General features: G+C 30.0%; 18 protein-coding genes. 7 read left to right on the top strand and 11 right to left on the bottom strand.

The genetic code is table 11. The annotated features are described in order from the left end of the window. Positions 1 to 210: 210 nt before the first annotated feature. Together JK634_RS13215 and JK634_RS13210 are read right to left on the bottom strand one after the other, a co-directional pair. The gene (locus tag JK634_RS13215; protein WP_202768150.1) at positions 211 to 2,382 is read right to left on the bottom strand and encodes an NUDIX hydrolase; all 2,172 of its coding nucleotides are present in this window, start codon (positions 2,380 to 2,382) and stop codon (positions 211 to 213) included. 847 nt (positions 2,383 to 3,229) lie between these two features. Further along, positions 3,230 to 4,048, bottom strand: a complete 819-nt coding sequence (locus JK634_RS13210) for a helix-turn-helix domain-containing protein (RefSeq protein WP_202768149.1) — start codon at positions 4,046 to 4,048, stop codon at positions 3,230 to 3,232. 183 nt (positions 4,049 to 4,231) lie between these two features. Here JK634_RS13210 and JK634_RS13205 point away from each other — a divergent pair, with 183 nt between their 5' ends. Next, the gene (locus tag JK634_RS13205; RefSeq protein ID WP_202768148.1) at positions 4,232 to 5,473 is read left to right on the top strand and encodes an MFS transporter; all 1,242 of its coding nucleotides are present in this window, start codon (positions 4,232 to 4,234) and stop codon (positions 5,471 to 5,473) included. A gap of 167 nt (positions 5,474 to 5,640) precedes the next feature. Beyond that, complete coding sequence (locus JK634_RS13200) at positions 5,641 to 6,435, top strand: nitroreductase family protein (RefSeq protein ID WP_202768147.1); 795 nt, start codon at positions 5,641 to 5,643, stop codon at positions 6,433 to 6,435. Between the two features lie 218 nt (positions 6,436 to 6,653). Here the strand turns inward: JK634_RS13200 and JK634_RS13195 are convergent, their stop codons facing one another. The 3 genes from JK634_RS13195 to JK634_RS13185 all read right to left on the bottom strand — a co-directional run bounded on the left by JK634_RS13195 (position 6,654) and on the right by JK634_RS13185 (position 9,962). Beyond that, on the bottom strand, positions 6,654 to 8,033 hold the full coding sequence (locus tag JK634_RS13195) for an MATE family efflux transporter (protein ID WP_202768146.1): 1,380 nt from the start codon (positions 8,031 to 8,033) through the stop codon (positions 6,654 to 6,656). Between the two features lie 199 nt (positions 8,034 to 8,232). Beyond that, on the bottom strand, positions 8,233 to 9,288 hold the full coding sequence (locus tag JK634_RS13190) for an ATP-binding protein (protein WP_202768145.1): 1,056 nt from the start codon (positions 9,286 to 9,288) through the stop codon (positions 8,233 to 8,235). After that, entirely contained in the window at positions 9,285 to 9,962 is a 678-nt protein-coding gene (locus JK634_RS13185; RefSeq protein WP_202768144.1) for a response regulator transcription factor, read from the bottom strand. Before JK634_RS13185 ends, JK634_RS13190 begins: the two co-directional genes overlap by 4 nt. 223 nt (positions 9,963 to 10,185) lie before the next feature. Here JK634_RS13185 and JK634_RS13180 point away from each other — a divergent pair, with 223 nt between their 5' ends. Further along, entirely contained in the window at positions 10,186 to 12,198 is a 2,013-nt protein-coding gene (locus tag JK634_RS13180; RefSeq protein ID WP_202768143.1) for a M28 family peptidase, read from the top strand. A 137-nt stretch (positions 12,199 to 12,335) separates the two neighbouring features. On the opposite strand, the gene JK634_RS13175 is transcribed toward JK634_RS13180, so the two are convergent. Both JK634_RS13175 and JK634_RS13170 read right to left on the bottom strand, forming a co-directional pair. Continuing rightward, positions 12,336 to 14,759, bottom strand: a complete 2,424-nt coding sequence (locus JK634_RS13175; RefSeq protein ID WP_202768142.1) for a flavocytochrome c — start codon at positions 14,757 to 14,759, stop codon at positions 12,336 to 12,338. Between the two features lie 14 nt (positions 14,760 to 14,773). After that, positions 14,774 to 15,373, bottom strand: a complete 600-nt coding sequence (locus JK634_RS13170; RefSeq protein ID WP_202768141.1) for an NADPH-dependent FMN reductase — start codon at positions 15,371 to 15,373, stop codon at positions 14,774 to 14,776. A gap of 173 nt (positions 15,374 to 15,546) precedes the next feature. On the opposite strand from JK634_RS13170, the gene JK634_RS13165 reads away from it, so the two are divergent. Together JK634_RS13165 and JK634_RS13160 are read left to right on the top strand one after the other, a co-directional pair. Continuing rightward, positions 15,547 to 16,494 (top strand): LysR family transcriptional regulator, encoded by a 948-nt coding sequence (locus JK634_RS13165; protein ID WP_202768140.1) that lies wholly within the window; start codon positions 15,547 to 15,549, stop codon positions 16,492 to 16,494. Next, the gene (locus JK634_RS13160; RefSeq protein ID WP_202768139.1) at positions 16,487 to 17,425 is read left to right on the top strand and encodes an FAD:protein FMN transferase; all 939 of its coding nucleotides are present in this window, start codon (positions 16,487 to 16,489) and stop codon (positions 17,423 to 17,425) included. Before JK634_RS13165 ends, JK634_RS13160 begins: the two co-directional genes overlap by 8 nt. 196 nt (positions 17,426 to 17,621) lie before the next feature. Here the strand turns inward: JK634_RS13160 and truA are convergent, their stop codons facing one another. After that, positions 17,622 to 18,368 (bottom strand): tRNA pseudouridine(38-40) synthase TruA, encoded by a 747-nt coding sequence (truA, locus tag JK634_RS13155; RefSeq protein WP_202768138.1) that lies wholly within the window; start codon positions 18,366 to 18,368, stop codon positions 17,622 to 17,624. A gap of 226 nt (positions 18,369 to 18,594) precedes the next feature. Between truA and JK634_RS13150 the strand changes: the two genes are divergently transcribed. Beyond that, positions 18,595 to 19,005, top strand: coding sequence for an LAGLIDADG family homing endonuclease (locus JK634_RS13150; RefSeq protein ID WP_202768137.1), 411 nt, complete (start codon positions 18,595 to 18,597; stop codon positions 19,003 to 19,005). A 73-nt stretch (positions 19,006 to 19,078) separates the two neighbouring features. Here JK634_RS13150 and JK634_RS13145 read toward each other — a convergent pair whose 3' ends face one another. Further along, positions 19,079 to 21,238, bottom strand: coding sequence for an AAA family ATPase (locus JK634_RS13145; RefSeq protein WP_202768136.1), 2,160 nt, complete (start codon positions 21,236 to 21,238; stop codon positions 19,079 to 19,081). 189 nt (positions 21,239 to 21,427) lie between these two features. Further along, a complete protein-coding gene (locus tag JK634_RS13140; RefSeq protein ID WP_202768135.1) occupies positions 21,428 to 21,739 on the bottom strand; it encodes a hypothetical protein in 312 nt (103 codons plus the stop codon). A 178-nt stretch (positions 21,740 to 21,917) separates the two neighbouring features. Here JK634_RS13140 and JK634_RS13135 point away from each other — a divergent pair, with 178 nt between their 5' ends. Beyond that, the gene (locus tag JK634_RS13135) at positions 21,918 to 22,127 is read left to right on the top strand and encodes a hypothetical protein (RefSeq protein WP_202768134.1); all 210 of its coding nucleotides are present in this window, start codon (positions 21,918 to 21,920) and stop codon (positions 22,125 to 22,127) included. Between the two features lie 54 nt (positions 22,128 to 22,181). Here the strand turns inward: JK634_RS13135 and JK634_RS20465 are convergent. Continuing rightward, on the bottom strand, positions 22,182 to 22,261 hold an 80-nt coding region (locus JK634_RS20465), incomplete at its 5' end, for an integrase core domain-containing protein (RefSeq protein WP_243425568.1).

The raw sequence follows: 22,261 nt of genomic DNA, 5'->3' as shown, positions 1-22,261 counted from the left end.
ATTCCAAACTTCCTTATAAACGAAAAAAATCCACAGCATAATTTTGCCGTGGGTTTTTTATGGTGGAAGCGAAGCGTGACCTTTGAAATCCACCACATATTATGCATCTATTCATAGCCTCTTAGCTTCTCTTTTAAAATATAAAATGAAGAAACTATAGACTATACTGAAAAATTTATCAAAGCTATTATACAAACTTAAAAATAATTTTTATTTAAGTTTATTAATATATAACATATATGCTGCTAATGTATACCCATCATTAATTTCTCCATTTTTTATAGAGTAAATAAGTTCTTCTTCAGTTTTTAGTTGTATATTTTCAATACCTTCATATCCAAATTTTTCTTTATATTTAGCAATATTAACTGTATAAACCATTACTTTATTAGCACTAATTCCACTATCTGCAATGATACTTCCTAATTTTTGTGGTTTATCAATTATTTCAGCTTCCAATTCTTCTTTTATTTCTTTAATGGCATTATTTTCAGTATCTATTTCATTTCCGTTTTTGTCCATATCTCCATATCCACGTGGAAATGCTAACTGTTTTTGTCTTATCGCATGACGAAATTGATTTAAAAGAATAAATTTACCTTTATACACCGGTACAACTACTACAGCTCCTTCTCGAACTGTAGGCATTAAGCGTTCATATGTACTATATTTGCCTTCTATATTTCGAATTAAATCAACTACCATCATATTATAATCACTCTTATAAACAACCCCAATATTTTTATTAAAAATTGTCTCATATTTGATAATTTCTTTAATTCCATTTTTATTTGGTTCAATAATAATCATATTAATATACTCTTTAAACATATCCGGTCTATTTTTCCACAACTCTATATATTCTTGTAATGCCTTTGATTTTGTATCTGCCTGCCTTAAAATGTTTGGTATTTCTTCTACATGATCATTATTAAAATTATCATAATTTATATATGTATCTGTTTTTCTAAAAATAATTGCGAATAAATCAATCATTGATTTTTCCACAACCTGAATACATTCTAATATATTAGGAAGATTAAATAATTTAGATATAATATCATTTAAAACGGCTATTGCAAAGAAAGTTAACACTGATTTTAAAAATGTACTTATATATTCTTGTAAATATGATATTTTATTGTCCAAAAAATAAAGAACTAATGCATTAATAAATATAGTGATTAGCACCTTGGAAATATTACCAGCATCTTTTCTCTTTTCATTTTTACGCTGACTTTCATAACTATATTCATATAATGGTATTTTTTTATAATCATTAAAGTTTATTTTAATATGTTTCCGTCTCGAAATTATCCTCATACCACGTTTCCAATCTGGATATTTCCCTTTATATTGCACATATTCGTTTGTTTCTTCCTGTAAAAATCTAGATACTGCCTCTTCTCCACCATTCCATTCATATTTTAAACGCGAAAAAAATTCTCTTTCAAATGAATCAATATTAATATCATCATCTCTTTCATAATGCTTTGAAACACCATAAATACTAAGTTCCACCGTATAGTTATAGCATAAATTAACAATTAATTCAGCATAATATAAATTTTCTTTTTTTTTCTTTCCATCTAACTCCTTTATCTTTTTTATCCATACTGAACGATTATTTTTTTCACTTCCTGCATTAACAATCAACTGATTCTTTATTTCTCTTAATGTAATAATTGTTTCATCCCATAAAGGATATTCACTTTTATTGCAATTAAAATCTACTATTTTCTCCATAATAGTAAAGAAACTTTTTTCTATATATATTTCACTATATTTTATAAGAGGAGTTATTGAATCACCATACATACTCGCAATAATTGTTAATTCTAGAAAACGATAAAGAAATTCTAAATACTCTTTTGCTTTATTAATATTTATAGTATTTTCTTTAATTGTTCCATCAATACTATATTCATTAAAAAGTTCTACTATCTTTTGATTATCTTCATCTCCTAAATCTATATATTCCTGAATTATTGATAAGTCAGTATTCGTTAAAACATTCTGCATTAATTTCAGTAAAAGTTTTTGATTACTTTTTACTGGAATAGCAGAAAAAATAAATATATCATCACTTTTATCTAAATTTTTATTTATAGCATTTTGTATATATTGAGAAACAGTTCGCGTTCCCCCATATCTTGATATTCGAATGTATCCCTGCTTTATTAATTTTTTTACAATATTATAGTGTTCATCACTTTCAAGCATACATAAAAATGCTTTTGAATCAGTAATTTGATTCATAGACATTACAATAATGTTTCCATTCCCTAAAAGTTCATCAAACATTGCTAATTGACCTTTATATATCTGTTTATCAGTTTTTCTTACAGAATCTAATTCGAATAAATAAACTAACTTATTCATATTTCCTCCCCCATATTTCAGATTTTTCTTCCTAATTCCCTCAATATAATTTCTATACACCTTAATTATATTGTGTTAAGTAATTCTCTCTTAATTATTACATACACAAACTCAATGTATGCATCATTCTAAATGGAAATTTTTTTAAGTAACTACACTATATTTTATCTATAAATATTTATATTATTTGAAACATATTAGTTTACACAGTCACTATGAATATCTAGAACTCTAATTTTATATTCCATCTCTTACCATGTTTATTTTACCATAATTGTTTCTTATATCAATTTATAATAGTAATTTATTATAATTAATAAGAATTTTCCTATTATATAAGAATAGAAAAAATCATAATAAGTATTACTTCATCATGATTCATAAGTAGTTCACTCTATAATATTGATAAACACCAATCAAAAATCTTTATCTCATTCTTGATCTTTTAATTTATTATTAAATTTCTCTATTTGTAGAAAACTTCTATATTTATCATTCGTTTATATGTTATCTGAGTTATTAAAATAACATTTTTTTAATTAGCATGAGAGTTTTAATGGTACCGCTACCCACAACAATAAAAAAACACGACTACCTGTAATCAGCTGTTTAAGCTACATTACAAGTAGTCGTGGATTTTATGGTGGAGGCGAAGCGTGACCTTTGAAATCCACTAATAAAATTCATCTCTATCTACATCGAAAATATCATAATTGTTAAAACTTCTATTATCTTATTTTCATCTAAGAAAGAATGGTTATTAATAATTCTCTCCCCTAATATTGGCCTTTAGACTATATTGATGCATATAGTCTTTTGTTAATATACAGCTTCAAACAGAATTAATTTATTCTAACGTAAGTTGCTCTAATTTATTTTTTGTATAATCATCTATGGGCATTTGAATGGTTATATGTGCCCCCTCTATTTCTGTAGACTTAAATGAAATATAGCTTAAATATAAGTCTCCTACTACAGGATGATGTAAAAGTTTTTGCCCTTCTGGTGTTCCCATAATACCTTGATTATTCCACCATTTATTAAATAGAGAATGTTTTTCATTTAATTCATCTATAATCTCATTTATTGTATTATCGTTCTCATAATAGTTGTAATTTGCTCTCAATTGTTCAACACGTAATTTAGTATGTCCTTCCCAATTATCTAGTAGTTCCTTTAGATAATCATCATTAAAAGCTCTCCAAACAGAATTTCTTTCTTTTTCACTCATTTCTTTATAATTGCCATAAACTTTTAAAGCTGTTTCATTCCATCCAATTATAGTTAGTTTACTATCAGTAATATAAGCTATACTAGGATTTTGATTATCTAAGAATTTTTGTAATGTATTCGAAATACTAGCGGAAGTAACGTCTTCTATAGGTAACTTTTTATCTGACAAATTAAATAAATATCTTTTTTCTTCATTATTTAATTGTAAAACTCTACTCAAAGATAGTAGTACAGCTGTTGAGGGGTTAACATTTTGTCCTTGTTCAATACGTACATACCAGTCGATACTTACTCCTGCTAAATCAGCAACTTCTTCTCTTTTTAGCCCTTTCACTCTTCTTTTTTTTTCAAATTTAAGTCCAAATTGTTCTGGCCTTAACGTGGATCTTTTCTTTTTTAAAAATAACCCAAGTTCCTTATTTTTAGATACCATTACCATCTCTCCCATTTATCCTTAATCATTAATGATGATACATGAAAATTACTAAATCATTTTATAAATTATTTCATATTTGTTTAACATAGTATTATTAATCATATGATAACTTAGCTTCTATTTAAGATAATATTTTCATTATACACTATTCTCATAACATATAGAGAGGAAGATGTGTAAATGAATAGAGATTTAGAAAACAAGAATCTTTCAAAAAAATTATTATTAATTTTATCGATTCTTTGTGCAATTATAGTAGCTAATTTGTACTATGATCAAGTTTTATTAACCAATATTTCAAATGATTTTTTTGTAGCTACTTCATCATCTGGTAAACTTGTAACAGCTATACAAATAGGCTACACAATAGGATTATTTTTTATTGTTCCATTGGGAGATAGATATAATAGAAAGCTATTAGTTATTTTAAGTATTATTAGTTCAGCTGCATTATTATATTTAATGACTTTAGTCTCTACATTTAATTTAGTAGTAATCATAGGATTTTTTATGGGAATTTCTAGTGTTTCTGCACAACTTATAATTCCATTTGTTTCGTCAAATATTTCATCTGAAAAACGAGGTGTAATAGTTGGTCACTTACTAACAGGAGTATTTCTTGGAGTTCTACTCGGCAGAGTATTAGGAGGCGTTATTGGACAATTATTTGGATGGAGAGTTGTTCATGAATTCGCAGCAATAGTTTTATTAATTTTTGCAGTATACCTATATTATTCTCTACCTGATGATAATGTGAAAAAAGAAAGTTCATATAAAAACATTATATTATCCTTACCTCCATTATTAAAAAAAGAGAAGGTATTAAGAGAAACAATAGTTTTCGGTGCTGCTGCATTTTGTGCATTCAATATTTTTTGGGTTTCATTGTCCTTTATTTTAGAAAGCTCTCCTTATAATTATGGAAGTGCCATCGTTGGACTCTTTGGTTTCTTAGGTATAGCAGGAGCATTGGCAGCTGGATTTTCAGGAAAACTTACAAACAGCAAAAGTGTAAGCTTATGGAACCTTTTTGCTTTAGCTATAATGTTTGTATCTTTTTTAATCTTAGGCATAGGCTGGTCTAAACTTATAATTATAATTCTTATAACCTTTACTTTGGATGTTGGTTCGAGAATGAATATGTCTTTAAATCAAGGAAGGATTTATAAGCTTAGTCTTCAAAATCATAGTAGATTAAATTCCCTTTACATGGTTGGATATTACTTAGGTGGATCTCTAGGTTCATGGATAAGTACCTCTGTATATCATTCATTTGGTGTTATAGGAATTACAAGTACAAGCTGCAGTGTACTTTTACTGGCGTATATTTATTATCTAATCACTAATAATCTTTTAATTCCAAAAAACAATACTAAATCTTCAAATATATTTATCTCTAAAAATCAACCGACACAGCAATAATTTGTGAGATGACTTAAGACATAATCAAAAAATAAAAAGAACTTACTTTCATTAGTTTTATATTGTGAAGAATATGATATAAGTCATAAGTCTTCCATTACTATATACACTAACAGATAGACCTTATTATTTGATGGAATATGTTTAAATTAAAGGAGAAGATAAAAATGAATTTAATAACTTTAGATCAAGAGAAATGTATTAAATGCGGTTTATGCGTAAAGGAGTGCCCAGAACGTGTATTAGAACTTAGTAAAAATGGGCCTAAAGAAATTTCTACTGAAGAGTGCATTTCCTGTGGCCATTGTGTAGCTATATGTCCACAGGAAGCAATTGATAATATAAAAACACCATTATCCAATCAAATAAGTTCAAAAAAATTTCCAAAACTAAGTCCTGAGGAAGCAGAAAACTTTCTTCGTTCAAGGCGTTCAATACGCTCATATAAAGAAACTCCTGTCCCAAGAGAAAAATTAATAGATCTTGTCAACATTGCACATTTTGCTCCTAGCGGACATAATCTTCAAGGAATATCTTACGCTATCATAGACGATAGGGATATACTTGATAAAGCTGTTATGATTGCTATTGAAGAATTTGAAAAAGATAAAGTATCAAGTAACTTTACAAAACCATATCGTGAAAAGGGAATTGATACAATTTTAAGAGGAGCTCCCTGCCTTATCTTGGCAACTGCTGATTCAAACTTCCCACGCGGAAGAGAAAATTCTATTCTTTCATTATCATATTTGGAGCTATATGCACCAACACTAGGATTAGGCTCGTGTTGGGCTGGAATGTTTGAAAGAATTTCTATGAAGGATAATTCTCCATTACTTAAATTATTTAATATCACCAATAATAAGAAAATCACTGGTGCTGTTATGGTTGGGTATCCAAAATATACTTATTCAAGGTTAGTCGACAGAGATTCATTAGAGTTTACTTTTATAACTCAGTAATATCCACAATATAAAAATTAAAACAAATATTCTAATAAAATTCATGATTGGCAGAGCTACCCGTAGCATAAAAAAACACGACCATCTATAAGCAGCTATTTAAGCCACATATAAATGGTCGTGGATTTTATGGTGGAGGCGAAGCGTGACCTTTGAAATCCACCAATAAATTTCTAAATCATTTAATGTTATTATTTGAACACCTCATTCTAACGTTTTTAACTTATTTGATCACCCATAGACACTTCTACGAAACTCTTCTTTCTAACTCCTAGCCATAGGGTAATTCCTATCAGACATGAGATTCCTTCTGTTGCTGTCATAGTCCAAATAACACCATTAACTGCAAACAGCATGTTTCCTACAATCAAAATAGGGATAAATAAAACACCTCTTACAGCAGCCATAACATTTGATTGCACACCAGCTCCTTGGGCTTGGAAGATTCCTGTGAAAAACTCGCATAGTGCAGCAAAAACTGTTGAGGAAAGTTGAGCTATTAGAGTTATTTGACCAATGGCTATAACCTTAGAATCAACACTAAAAAAGCCAATTATCTGTAACCTGAGTGCAAATAGAATTGCTCCTAAGGTTAATGTTAAAACCAACATGTACACTATGGTTTTCTTAATAATTTCCATGAGACGCTTTTGATTATTTGAAGAGTAAGCAAATGCAATTAGTGGTACAACTCCCATTGCAAAGCCCATACCAATACAATCTACAATTTGAACTACTCTTTGTGCAATTCCAAATCCAGCCACAACAGTATCTCCATAAATCATAGAAAAGTTATTGAAAAGAAGACTTATGATAACGAAAAATCCACTTAGTAATAAAGCTGAAACTCCAACTTTAAAAATGTTAATATAAATCTCTTTACTAGGCTTAAAATTCTTTATTGATAAGTTCTGAACAGCACTCTTTTTTTGCAGATAATATATAAAATATAGAGCAGAAACTGTATTGCCGCAAAGAGATGCTAGTGCTGATCCCATAACATTCATGTTAAGAACAAAAATGAAAAAAGGATTAAGTATTATATTAACTATAATACCTCCTATGGTACCAGTCATAGAAATAGTTGATGCACCCTCTGCACGTACAGCTGCTTCAAGTGCCATATTAGTAATACTAATTGGAGCACCAATAACAAGTATCATTACGAAATTTCTTGTATATTGTAGTGTTTCCCCACTTGCTCCTAAAAGCGGCAAAATATAAGATAATAGAGGCAGACATATTAGCATAAAAATAATCCCTATAAACATTGAAGACCAAAAGTTAATAGAACTAACTTTTTTGGTACTCTCTCTATCTCCCTCACCTAAGAGTCTCGATATATATGTTCCTGAACCTACTCCAAACATTTGCCCAAGCGCCATTAATATTAATGTAAATGGCAAAGCCAACATCACCGATGCCATCATCGCTGTATTATTAAGCTTGCCTACAAAAAAAGCATCGATGATATTATAGATAACTGAGGCAATACTACTTAGCATCATAGGAATAACCATGTGTATTATTGCTTTTGTAACGGGTGCCTTTTCCAAATAGTACAGTGATTTTTGATCCATATTTTCTATGTTTTCCATATAAAAAACTCCTTTCGTTTTGCGAGTAATAAAATATCCTCTCGTAACAATAGTATTGTTTTCTAAACCCTGTTTGACTTTTACAAACATAGTATATTGCTACAATTTAAACCTAACTTAAATGGAACTTAAACGGAATGTAAACAAAAAGAAAAACCACCTTCTGTTAATTCAGACTGTGGTTATAAATATATTTTTTCTATTTAGGCAAAAAAATTGTGAATTCAGTACCTTTTCCAATTTCACTTTCAATAGATACTTTTCCTCCATGCAAATCAATAATTTTCTTTACTATTGAGAGTCCAAGTCCATTGCCACCCAAAGAACGGTCACGTGATTTATCTACTTTGTAAAACCTTTCAAAAATTCGTAGCTGATCTTGTTGTGAAATACCTATACCTGTATCGGAGATTCTACATTCAATTCCGTTTTCATTGCTTGATAATTTAACGCCTATACTTCCATTTTCTAGTGTGAATTTAATTGCATTATTAAGCAAATTTATAAATACCTGACTTAATAAATCCTCATCTGCGCATATTATGGTTTCCTCAAGGGAAACATCAAGTGCTATACTTTTTGCAGACCATTGTGGTTCTAACATTAGTAAAATACTTTCAATTTGCTTGTTCATTTGATATTTCTTTAAGTTTAAATTATTTTCCTCTGATTCTAAATTAGATAATCTTAATAAGTTTTCACTTAATTTGGATAATCTTTTACTTTCAGCTTCTATTATATTAGCATAGTGTGATACTTTGTCTTCACTTAAATTCCCCTTTTTCAAAAGGGATGCAAATCCTGATATAGATGTTAAAGGTGACTGTATTTCATGTGATACATCTGATATAAAATCTTGACGCAGTTTTTCCAACGATCCAAGTTCCTTTGCCATTCTATTCACCTTATCTGCCACCTCATTAAAAGGATCCAATTCATTTGTTTTAACAAGTACATTGAAATCACCAGATGCCATCTTATTCATTGCTTCAATAGCTCCACTTAATATTGGAAAATGTGAAAGATCAAATCTTTTATGTTTATTCGCGAAATGTTTGTGTAAATAGAACCACACTCTCCAGACTAAAAAATATATCATTGCAGATGCCAAACTTTCAACAATAAAGACCATATATGAAGGAATACTTTGTGATTCACCTAAAATAAATATGTAAAAATAATGTCCACTAATAATGCCTAGTAATGTTGTAATAAAAATCATTATAATTGAAAAAAAAGACCAGTTTCCTCTCACTTCTCTTCCTCCAATCTGTACCCAAGTCCCCTAATAGTAGTAATTTTAAACTTGTAAACCTCACAGGGAAATCTCTCTCTAAGACGATTTATATGAACATCAAGTGTTCTCTCGTTTCCTTCAAAATCAAGCCCCCAAATCTCTTCTATGAGTCTATTGCGAGAAAGAGTTTTGCCAGGATAACTTCCAAGCATGAATAAAAGCTCAAATTCCTTCATTGGTATATCACACTTTTCATCGTTGTTAATGACAGTATAACTACTTTTATCAATAACTAAATTTCCAATATTAATAGTCTGTGAAGTAACAACTTTATATCTCCTTAGAAGTGCTTTTATTCTAACAAGTAGCTCATCAATCTCGAAGGGTTTGGTTAAATAATCGTCTGCACCAAGTTCAAAACCCTTTACTTTTTGGGGAAGTTCGCTCTTTGCAGTTAGCATTAAAATTGGCATATCCACATAATATTTACGCACTTGTTTGCAAAATTCGTAGCCATCCATTTGCGGCATCATGATATCAAGTACACAAAGGTCAATTTTTTCCTCTCCAAGCCTTTTTAAGGCCTCCAGTCCATTTACAGCTTCATACACAGAAAATCCTTCATTATTCAATACTGTGCAAATAAGCTCTCTTATATATCCATCATCATCTATAACTAAAACATTATTCAAATCTATCACCTTCCTGTTACAAGTATATATTATGAATGTAAATACAATATAAACTTAGTTTAGTTTTTTTCCCTTTTATTTATTATAGAATATATATTTAAATCTAACTAATTGGGTGTAAAAAACTATAAAGAACAATGATAAATTACATAAGTTATAACTGTAAAAATTACATAATCACAACTATTGTTTTATTTCATAATCTATATTGAGGTGAATTTTAATGATGAATGATTTTGAAGTTTATAGAGATTATTGCCAAGCTTTAGACCTAAACTTCTCTAAAAAAATCATGGAGAAATTAGGTCAATTTGGAGATGATAAAGACACTGGAAATAGATCCGCAGGCTCAAAGGCCTCCTACGATGCTGCAAAATATTTGTTCAGCAAATTTAAAGAAACAGCACTTATAAATGTATCTATGGATAAATTTCAGGTTAATGGCTGGACATACAAAGGTGCTAATATAATGTATAAAGATGATAAAGGTTTCTTACAAAAAATTATTTTAGGAGGATATGCTTCGAATATTAAAGCTGTAAATGAAGAAGTAAGTATAGTTGATGGTGGTAGAGGTACTATAGATGAGTTAAACGCTTTAGGCGATATAAAAAATAAACTGGTTTTAGTCTCAACAATTAATCCCACCACTGACTACTGGATTAACCTTCCTGCATATGAAGCTTACCTTCATAATGCAAAAGGTATATTAATTGCCTTAACCTATAACGTAGAACATGATGATATATTAATTTCTTTTGATCTTCAGGCTCCCCCCTACTGCTCTACTTTAGCTATAAGCATAAAAGATGTGAAAAAATTAAAAGACTTAATTTCAGCTAGCCCTGATAATGAGATTAAAGCTATTTTTAATGCAAATTCTACAGTTGTACCTTATGCAGATTCTTATAATGTTGTAGGCGAAATCAAAGGAAAAAGTTCAGAGGTAATATATTTAATCGCACACTATGATGGTTATTACCATTCATTTTTTGACGATGCTAATGGGGTTTCAGAGATTCTTGGTATTAGTAAAGCAATAATAGACAGCGGATATACTCCTATGAAAACCATAAGAGTTATAGCTCAAGGGGCTGAAGAATGGGGACAAGGTTATAAGGATTATGACTGGGCATGTGGTTCTTATTATGAGATAGAAAAACTTCATCCTGAACTTAAAGAAAAAGCTTTTGCATTATTTAATTTTGACGGAAACTTTCCAATAGCTAACGAAAGAAATTTTAGAGTTTACAGTTCCTATGAATTATATACGTATGTTGAAAAATTCATAAAATATTTTACGTCTAAGAGTAGTTATAATTATGAGGTAATTTGTCCAAGCCTTATTTTTGCTGATGATTTTTCTTATTATAAAAACGGAATTCCAACCCTTATGCCAGGAGAAGATTTTGAAAACTCCATATATTACGAAAACTATTATCACAGTTCAATGGATAGTGAAAAAGTAGGATTTGACCTACAAACCTATGAAATGATTCATAAACTATATGGTAGGTTGATTCTTAGCCTAGATTCTTTATCAATAAAACCTTTGAATTTTAATACAAGGTTTGAAATTATGAAAAAGGAGCTATTACCTTCTATTATAAGTAATGATTTAAAAGATGTCATTTATGAGATGTGCCGCACTTCCAAAAGACTCTCCCAGACAATTCAATTTGCTAATTCCAGTTATATTGATGATATTGGAGATTCCTGTCATATTAATCATATGTTATTTAAATTACTAAAAAAAATCCAAGATAGTCTCTTAGCCTTTTATTGGGAACAAAGTATTCATACCCTTACCTTCCCTCACTCTGTAGCTATGAAAAATATAGATTTATTGACCAAGGCTATTTCAAGTTTAAAAAACAAGCGTGAATCTTTAAGTGATATAGTAGAAAACTATATTAAGCCTATTGACAACAACAGGTATGTTTTTGAATTTAGCAAGAAGACCTATGACTTCTTTTCTTATAGAATACCTTATGGCAATGGCGATTCCTTTGGAAGTAGTATGATAAAAAAGCCAAATGAGGATTTATATGATTTAGCGCATTCACTAAAATCTAAATATGATGAACCAAGTCCAAATGTAGATGATGAAATTAGAATTTTAGAAAATTCCTTGAAAAGACAACGTGATTATTTAAAAGAAATTTCTAGTCAAGAAATTGAAGATATGAAAGTTTTAATAAGATTAATGAATAGAATTATAGATGAAATAAATTAAGATAGCAATTTAAAAATTTTTGAAATAAAATAACCAACGAAAATCTAAAATTTAGATTTTCGTTGGTTTTATAGTGGAGTCTACTTTCTTATTTTAATTATCTAAACATTAACTATAGATGAACTAGTTGTTCATCTTTATTTCATTTCATCAACTGCAGTTTTACCAGCAATTCTTCCGAAGGTAAATATATCAGTTAATGCATTACCGCCAAGACGGTTACCTGCATGGATACCTCCAGCTACTTCTCCTGCAGCATAAAGATTTTTAATTGGTTTATCATTTTCGTCTAATACATGGGCTTTAGTGTCTATCTTAAGTCCACCCATTGTATGATGGATTGCTGGCTTTCTAGGAGTCGCATAAAATGGTGCTTTTAAAACTTTTAAGCTAAATGTATCCTTATGGAATTCAGGATCAAAGCCTGCATCAACATATGAATTATATTTATTAATAGTGTCTACAAGAACTGCAGGATCCATACCAACTTTTACTGCTAGCTCTTCTAGAGTATCTGCTCTAAATAGAGTACCAGCTTCTACCTGACGGTCTATCTTTTCTTGACTTGTATTAGCTGCAGTTTTCTTTATTTCATCATCAGCTATAAGGTAGAATAAACCACCCTGGTCAATAGCAGCTTTTGTTAAAACATCTCTTCCAGAGAATTCATTAATAAATCTTTTTCCTTCTTTATTTACTATTACAAAGTTTTCAGGAGGTACTTGAAGTCCGCTAAATAATTCACCAGTTTCAGGATCAGCTACAGGCATCATTTGGGTAAAGCCCATTCCTGTAAGTGCTGCTCCTACAGATTTACCAAGTAATATTCCATCACCGGTCATAGCGTAAGAATTAGTAGTTTTTATATCGTCAGCAATTTCACTCCAGTAAGTATTGTATTCTTTTAGCATCTTTGTGTTTGCACCAAAACCACCACTTGCAAGCACTACTGCTTTTGCATGAACAGTTATCTTTTGGCCATTTACACCAGTTGCTATAACTCCTTTTATTTCACCATCTTCTATGATGAATTCTTTTACAGGGCTATCAGTAATGATTTTTCCTGAGTTATCTTGTACATATTTTGTTAGTGCAAGTATAAATGATGAACCATGGCTTTTAGTAGGCTTATGACCACGACGCCAAAGTGCACCAACAGGAGCAAATACTATGCTCTTATCATACTCGACCCCTATCTCCTCTAGCCATTTAACACTTTCTAAAGCTCTGTCTGTAAGGATTTTTACTAGGTCATATTGTCCGTATATAGTGTTGCCATTAAGGTCAGTTCTTTTACCACCAAAATATGTTTGCATTCTGTGAAGTAGTGGAGAGTCAAATAGATGTCCCTTTTGTGTGCCAAACTTTTTCTGGTAAGCAGAAAACTCTTCTCTAAGCGCACGGAAATCATCTATATATTCTGGATGAATTAAGCTCTCATCTGTATCTAGTAGTGCTTCGATGGTATGTCTTTCTCCTGGATTTTCATCAAATTTCACTTGCCACTCTGGATCTGCAGCATTGACAGGGCCACCTGAACGTATTGTATTTCCACCTACTGCTGGATATTTCTCAAGAACAATAGCACTTTTACCATTCTGTAGCGCTGTTGCAGCTGCACTTAGTCCAGCACCGCCTCCACCTACAACTACTACATCACAAGTATATTCTTCATCTTCTTTGATTAGGCTGCTAGCAGGCTTTGGACGTCTCTTAAGTATGTCAGGGTTAACTCCTGCAAGCTTAACTGCTTTGGCTACACCGTCTAGTACAGCATTACTAGTTTCGGAAGCACCAGAAAGAGCATCAACATTTAATGTCTGTCCTTCAATTATTTTATCTGGTATTCTTACAAAAACTACATCTGCAAGTCCTTCCGTCTCGCCATCTGTATTTATATCTATACTTTCTATTCTGTTCTCACTAAAGGATACTTTCATTGGAAGACTTCCGCTGTGACCTATTGCATCTACCTCATATACTCCTGGCTTAAAGGTAAACTCTTCTTCTTCATTAAGCTGATTTGAAATCTTTGCAAAACGCATAAAGCGTAGAAAGCATATTTCTAGGAAGTCTATGGTTCTTTCATTGTTTAGATTACCCTGCTCATCAAATGCTTTATTTGCACTTCCAAGTAAAAACTCATATCCTGGCATTACATTTGCATCAACACCTGGTGCATCTAATATTTGACGAAGATGTAGCTGCGCACGAGAAGAACCTTGAGTATCAAGAGAAGCACCAAGGATCATTACTGGTTTTCCTGCAAGTGGATGAAGATCAAAGCTTAGCCATTCAATTAAACTTTTTAGACTTGATGGGATTGAGTGATTATACTCAGGAGTAGCTATAATAACACCATCACTTTCTGTAATCTTATTATTGAACATCTGTATCACTTCACTTGAGGACTGATTATCAGATTGATTAAACATAGGAACATCTGTAATCTCAAGTATTTCTATTTCTGCCTTTGTCTCAAAGTATTTTTTCATAAACTGAAGGAGTTTACGATTATATGATCTTTTTGCACTAGTTCCAACAATTGCTATAAATTTCATTGATATTAATCCTCCTACTCTTGCCAAGTGAATTTTTTAACTTTTTTATGTAAAACTTTTTCTGCTAAAAGTTTTGATGTAATATCTGTAAATAGAAGAAACTCTCTAAAAATTTCATCAAGCTCTGATAGCTTATCTGAATAGATAAGATTTCCTGCACTATCAAATGCACCCTGTGATTTTCCTAAAAGGAATTCACTACTTGGCATGATTCTAGCAGCAAGCTCAGGTGAATCAAGTATTTGTCTAAGATGCGCCTGTGCACGGGAAGAACCAAGTGTACCATGAGAAGCACCCACTATTAAAACAGGCTTGTCAGTAAGTGCCTGACTAGTGTAACTAATCCATTCAAGAGCACTCTTTAAAACTGCAGGTATGGCATGATCATACTCTGGAGTTGCTATTATTACGCCATCTGCTTTAAGAATTTTATCAGATAATTCTGCTACCTTTTCAGGAATATCAGAATCCTCTGGTTCATTAAAGGCAGGTAAAGCCTTAATTTCATATAGTTCTATCTCTGCCTCACTAGAAAAATGCTTTTGCATAAATTGAAGCAGCATACGATTAGTTGACACGTCTGAGTTAGTGCCTACAATTGCTAAATACTTCATAGTAATCCCCTTTCTATATTTCAAACTTTCATAATTTTAGTAATTGTTTGATATAATTTTAACATGTTGACTATATTATATCTAATAGTTATTTTATTGAAGCTTGATAACATATTTGTTATAATCAAACACAATAATAAATAAGTTAATTATTTCGCAAAAGGGTGAATTAAATGTCAAAATACTACTCTCAAGATATTTTGTATTATATTGATGCAATTTTAAAGTACAGTAATTATAGCAAGGCTGCCAAATCACTTTATATTTCTCAACCTTACTTGACACAGGTTATTAAAAGGGTAGAAAGTCAGTTAAACTGTGAGCTTATAAGTCGTAGCAATCTGCCATATAGATTAACCGAGCAGGGGAAGATATATTATCAGTATTTAACTTCAATAGAAAATAATTATGCAAAGCTGCTTAGGGAAATATCAGCTGTGTCAGATATAGATAGCAAAGTTATAAAAATAGGAGTGCTTCCTAGCCTTGGAACCTACCTTTTACCTCTTTTCTTACCAAAGTTTTTGGATATACATCCAAACTGTAGAATAGAACTTTCAGAGGCTTTACCAGAAAAAAATGAGAAACTTACTCAGAATGGTGAATTGGATTTTTGGCTTGGACAAAATTCAAGAAATATTTCTCCGAACTTAAACTCGATTACTTGGGGCAGACACAGATACCGTGCTATTATTCCTCGCTGCTGTGATTTATATCAGAAAGATGTAGCCATTATTCCAGAAGGAACTATCGACATAAACAAGCTATTGTGTCAAAAGCTGATATTAACTTCCAAAGGTTCTGCTATAAGAAAGCAGATAGATCAGTTATTAAGCATTTATAAGGTAGAGCCCAAAATCATAATGGAAAGCACGGAAATCTATACTATACTCAACCTTGCAACGAATAATTTGGGGGTAACTTTTATACCTGAAAGCATCTATGTAAAGGAGTGCCCATCTGAATACAATATATATGAAGTTCCAATTGATGAGCTGAGTTTAGATTATTTTATAGCATATAACAGTGAAAAAAAACTAACTGACGTTGATAAAGACCTTATAGATGCATTTCTAGTTCATGGTCAAAATAATTTCAATATAGGAGATCCAAATGAATGAGTATACGAAGATAATATATCTTATGGGAACAAAAATCTATATATATATAAAAGGTGAGGCTGCTGAAAAGCTTGCAGAAAAGGCTTGCGATATGCTGATTCATTATGAAGAAGTCTTTAGTGCCAACAGTGATGACTCACAGCTTGCGATGCTTAAAAAAACAGCTGCATCAGCTCCACAAAAAGTAGATGAGGAACTGTATGAGCTGATAAAAATAGGAAAAGAACATAGTCTATGTGAAAATACATACTTAAATATTGCAATAGGTCCATTAATAAAATTATGGAGAATAGGTTTTGAGGGGGCACATGTACCAGAAAAAGAATCTATAGAAAAGGTGCTAGAACTTTTAAAACCCGAGAATATACAACTAGATGATGAAAAAAAGACCGTGTATTTCTTAAAAAAAGGCATTGAGATAGACCTTGGAGCCATAGCTAAGGGCTATTTTGCTGATAAAGTTATGGAATTATTTAAGAAAAATGGGGCTGTTTCAGCTATGGTAGATATGGGAGGTAATGTTCTCGTTTTTGGAGAATCACCATCCGAAGGCGGTGACTGGAAAGTCGGAATACAAAATCCATTTCTACCAAGAGGAAATGCGGTAGCACTTATTAAAATAAAAGATCAATCAGTTGTAACCTCAGGGATATATGAGAGAGTGTTTGAAAAGGATGGACTTAAATACCACCATATATTTGACAGCAAAACAGGCTATCCAATAGAAAGCAATATAGCTTCATTAACTATTATTGCTGATAAATCCCTAGACTGTGATATATATACTACAAAATTGTTTGGATTAGATGCTGCTTCAGTTATTCAAAGAGTTAATAGAATTAATGGCATGGGTGCTGTTGTAATAACTGTGGATGGGAAACTAGCCTATACAGATAATCTTAAAGGAAAAATATATCCAATAACCATGTAATATTCCAAAGAAAAAGATGATAAGGTAGATATGAACCTTATCATCTTTTTTGTACATATCAGTGGCGGAGTTATGGTATCGAACCCATCCGTCCGAAAGCAGCCCCTCATGACTTTCTTGGATTTTATCCTACTAGATTTTCTCCAGCCTTGTTTCATCTAACAGATATAACATAGACTTAAATAAAATATATGTACTAGTATTGAACACTTAATAAACAAAGCGCATCTGCACTAGCTTTATGGCCTACATCATTCAAATCCTTAGACTCGAAAGCTTTTTGAATTGTGCTTACAGGTAATTGCCCAAGTCCCACTTGAATTAATGTACCTACTATTACTCTTTCCATATTTAATAAATATCCATTTGCTGTCATAGTAATAATAATTTCATTTGTAGTTTCCCTTACATCAAGTGAAATTAGCTTTTTAATTGATTTCTTTGTTTTCTTATTAGTAGTAAAAGCTAAGAAATCATGTTCACCTAGAAGGTGTTTTGCAGCTTCTCTGCTTTTATTTACATTTATTGTTTGATTCATTAAGTTAACATAATGTCTTTCAAACAAAGGGCGATTAGGAGCATCTTTCTTCCATAATCGATATTCGTAAGTGGCACTCTTCATTAAATATCTACTATGAAATCTTTCATCAACAGTTTCTACTGATAAAACAATAATATCATCAGTTAAATATTTTTCGATATAATCAAAAATCTCTTTCTCACTTAATCTATTATCTGGCGCTATAAAATTAACAACTTGCCCCTTAGCATGCACTCCAGCATCAGTATTAACCGCACCTATAACCTCTATCTCTTGGTCATAGAGCTTTGATAATATCATTTCTAGCTTACCTTGAATACTCTTTTCTGCGTTATCTTTGGATTTATTATACCCCATATATTTTCTACCATCATAGGCTATCATCATCTTATAATTTTGCATTTGAATCCTCCTTTTCCTAAATACTAATCAATACATTTTATCATATATTGAGATAGGTTAATATAGGTTTGAATCTGTTCAGCATAATCTAATTTTTTTACTTTTCAGGTCATTCATGTCAAAGCATAATCATGATTTTCTTTCAGCTAACATTGTTCTAATTAATGAATATCCAATCATCCATTTTGGCAACATATAATCATATTATTAATTAGGAGTGATTTTTTTGACTGAAGCTGAAAAAGCCTATATCGCTGGCATAATTGATGGTGAAGGAAGCATAATGCTTATTAAATTCCATAATAATCAGCTCCCTTCCCCTTGTGTTTCCATTGCCTCTACTTCATTAGAACTATTGGAATGGATTAAGCAAGTAACTTCTATTGGAGTAATTAAAGGGAAGAAAAATTACAATGAAACCAAACATAAAAACTCTTTTTCGTATATTGTGAAATACAACGATGCAATAAATTTATTAGAATCAATATCTCCTTACTTAATAATTAATAGCAAAAAATTTCGTGCTGATATGATTATAAATGAATATAAAAGTTTGACTCCTAGAAATGGAAGATATTCAGAGGAATTGCTAGAAAGGAAATTAGACTTTTATCAAAGATTTATGGAAGTTAAATGAAAAAACCTAGACAGAAATTCCTAGGTTTTTTCATTTTACTTGTAAATCATCGATATTGAAGTTTACTATATTTTCAACTTTCTTTACTCACTTTAACTACTTCAAGCTCCATAAAATCATCAATCCTTTTAATGATATATGTGGGAACGATATCATATTTCATAAAATTTAAGCAATAAGTATAATCATTTTCTATATGATATACATTATCGACAAACTTTAGTACGACATCATCATTTATTTTATCACGTATATCTGATATTTCGAGATACTGTCTAAAAATTTGTAACTTCAGATAATTATTTTCTTCTGTTGTATAATGATGTACCAACATCTTTTGTGAATAATCCGTTTTTAAAATACTTTCATAATCAAAATCCTCAATAAATTTGTATATATAAGATAATCCATTGCTAAGTTCATCTTCTGTAAAACTTTTATATTGATCAATCCCAATCTTTCTATCCGGTATTTTCTTTCCATGAATTAGTGATGAAAGAATATCATATGCACTGCTTTGAGTATCTCCAAAATTCATATATTCAATATATTTCCTGAAAGAAATAACCCTATGTACATAATTCAATTCTCTATTTCTAGCATTATTAATTAGCATTGACATAACAGGCTGTATATCCGAATTATCGATAATTTCAGTTTCATATAACATTCCTAAATTATTTTTCAAATAACTTGCACTAACAAATCCTCCAGTAGGCTTATGATTAATTATGAAATCAATAACTGGTTCAAAGTCATGCGTTAACATTAATACAGTTTTGTTATATAGACTTAGATTGTTATTACCATTTGTTTTTTTAAATAACCTATTTATAATAGCATACTTTTTATTACTATCAAATGATGAAATTGGGTCATCTAATATAATTAATTCAGCTTCTTGCCTTAATGAATAATACATAAAAAGAATTAATGCAAAAGCATTTTTCTCTCCCCAACTTAAATGTTTTTTTATATTTTCTACTTCATAAGAAATATTATCTTTGCCTTTATATTTTAATATTGTTGTCGCATCTCCTTCATCTTTAACCAAAATAACTATTTCATAATTTATGCCTGCTGACTCCAAGAATGCATCAATATCTTGTTTAGAATTTTTAATCACAGCTTGTATATATCCATTTAGCTTTCCTACATCTGACTTTAATATTGTAATTTTTTCAATTAAATTTTTAACTTTCTCATTAATACTGTCTACTATTTCTAATGAATATTCGCTATTAAAAATATTTAATATACTTTTATTAATTTCAAATTTTTTAACTTTTTCATCTAATTTTGATATTTCTTCATTCTTAATCTTGTATGAGTCAAATTCTCTTATTTCAATTATTTTATTTTTTATATAATTTAGTTCTTTTATAAAAGTTTCTAATTCAAGCTTTAATGATGCATCATCCTCTACAGTTCTTAAAGAACTCTCTAATACTTCATACTTATCTTTATTAATATACTTTTCCATATCCTTAAAATAATTAAGCATATCTTTTATATGTCTTGTATTATTTTTATCATATGACTTTGTAAACACTTCTTTCTCTTCATTATAATCATTTTGTAATTTTTCAGAACAAAATGGACATATATGTCTTTCATCAAAATTGAATCCCCTATTCTTCCAATCTATCCATTCTATATTATAATTATCATTTTGAATGAAAATCTTATACTTTTCCAACCTTTGAGGTATATTGTGCAAATTTTCCTTTCTTGTAATTGCCTTAAGAAATGGATTTGATTTTAATCTACCATCATTATTTTGTACAATCTTCTTTGACACCTCAAAAAAAACATTTATCATTTCCTCAATTTTATCATTTTCTACAACTTGCATTTTTAAATCTCTAAGCATGTCATTTAACTGTTTTCTTCTTATATCATAATCTTCTGTCTTAATAAAAACATCAAAAGAATTCTTTATTACTTCATTCTCATTAAATACTATATTATTCACAAATTCATCATCAAACATTAGTACTTTATTTATTTCTCTACTCAATTTAACAAAAGGAACTCCCTCTTTAGAAAATGGTGTCAATTCATCAAGGTTTCTCTGCTCACTTTTAATTCTAATTGCCTTTGAAAGTGTAGATTTCCCTGTTCCATTCATAGCATATTTTATATTTAATTTATCTTGCTCAATTTTTATCAAGCCTTCTTTTATATTGTTACAATTTTTTATATTTATTTCTATATAACTTTCTCCTCTCACTATATACCCTCCCAAATTTAGTATTCTCATTATAAATTCAAGAATTTTAATAATTAGATTACTTATTAGCTTAAATTAATATATTCCTCGTCCTACATATGATACATTTTAAATATTTTTTATTTCAAATTTTATTTATGAACCAGCCCAAAACTAATAAAAAAATATTAATCAAATTATACTTTTAATCTATGAGTACTTTCCCCAATCCCTTTTTAAAAACCAATTTATTTTACTCCAAGTTACAAAATCACTAGGTTCAAATGATTTACTTAATACCTCAATATTAATAATCTGAGTTGGCAAAATTGATAAATTATGATTGTTAGACGGACTATCTAAATCATAAAAATGATATCTATTTTGACCATCCTTATAAATTTTACTTGGTCCAAAATCAAAAGGTACACACGTTCTAGTAATTATACCTTTTTCGTTAGAATGAAACTTTAATAGTATTAGTTTTTTTTCATGAACTGCTTGTACAAATTCTTTATTCATTTTTCCCTCCCATAAAACTACAATAATTCTTCACCAATTCCTATTATACTACATAATTGTATAAACATATACTAAATGTATTTTATTTCCATGTACTATTCTAACAACTTTTTTAATTATTTAAGACTTTAGAATTGGAATAATTAAATGAAATAAAAATTACAATAAAAACAAACATATGGACTCTTTTTCGTATATTAAAGAATACAATGATGCAATAAAACTATTAGAATTAATATCTCCTTACTTAATAATTAATAGTAAAAGATTTCGTACTGATATGATTATAACTGAATATAAAAGTTTGACTCCTAGAAATGGAAGATATTTAGATGAATTTCTGGAAAGGAAATTAGATTTTTATCAAGGATTTATGGAAGTAAAATAAAAAAACCTAGACATCTCTAAAATGTACCCTTTGTAAAGGACAGTTTAAAAAAGACTATATAGCAGACTTAAGAAGATGATTTCTGTATTGAACAGGAGTCATCTTTTTTAAATTCCATTGTGATCTATAGTTGT

This window comes from Clostridium paridis, assembly GCF_016765615.1.
In the GTDB taxonomy this organism is placed as follows: Bacteria; Bacillota; Clostridia; order Clostridiales; family Clostridiaceae; genus Clostridium_T; species Clostridium_T paridis.
Note: the sequence above shows the minus strand (reverse complement) of the source record. Positions and strands in the feature narration are given on the sequence as shown.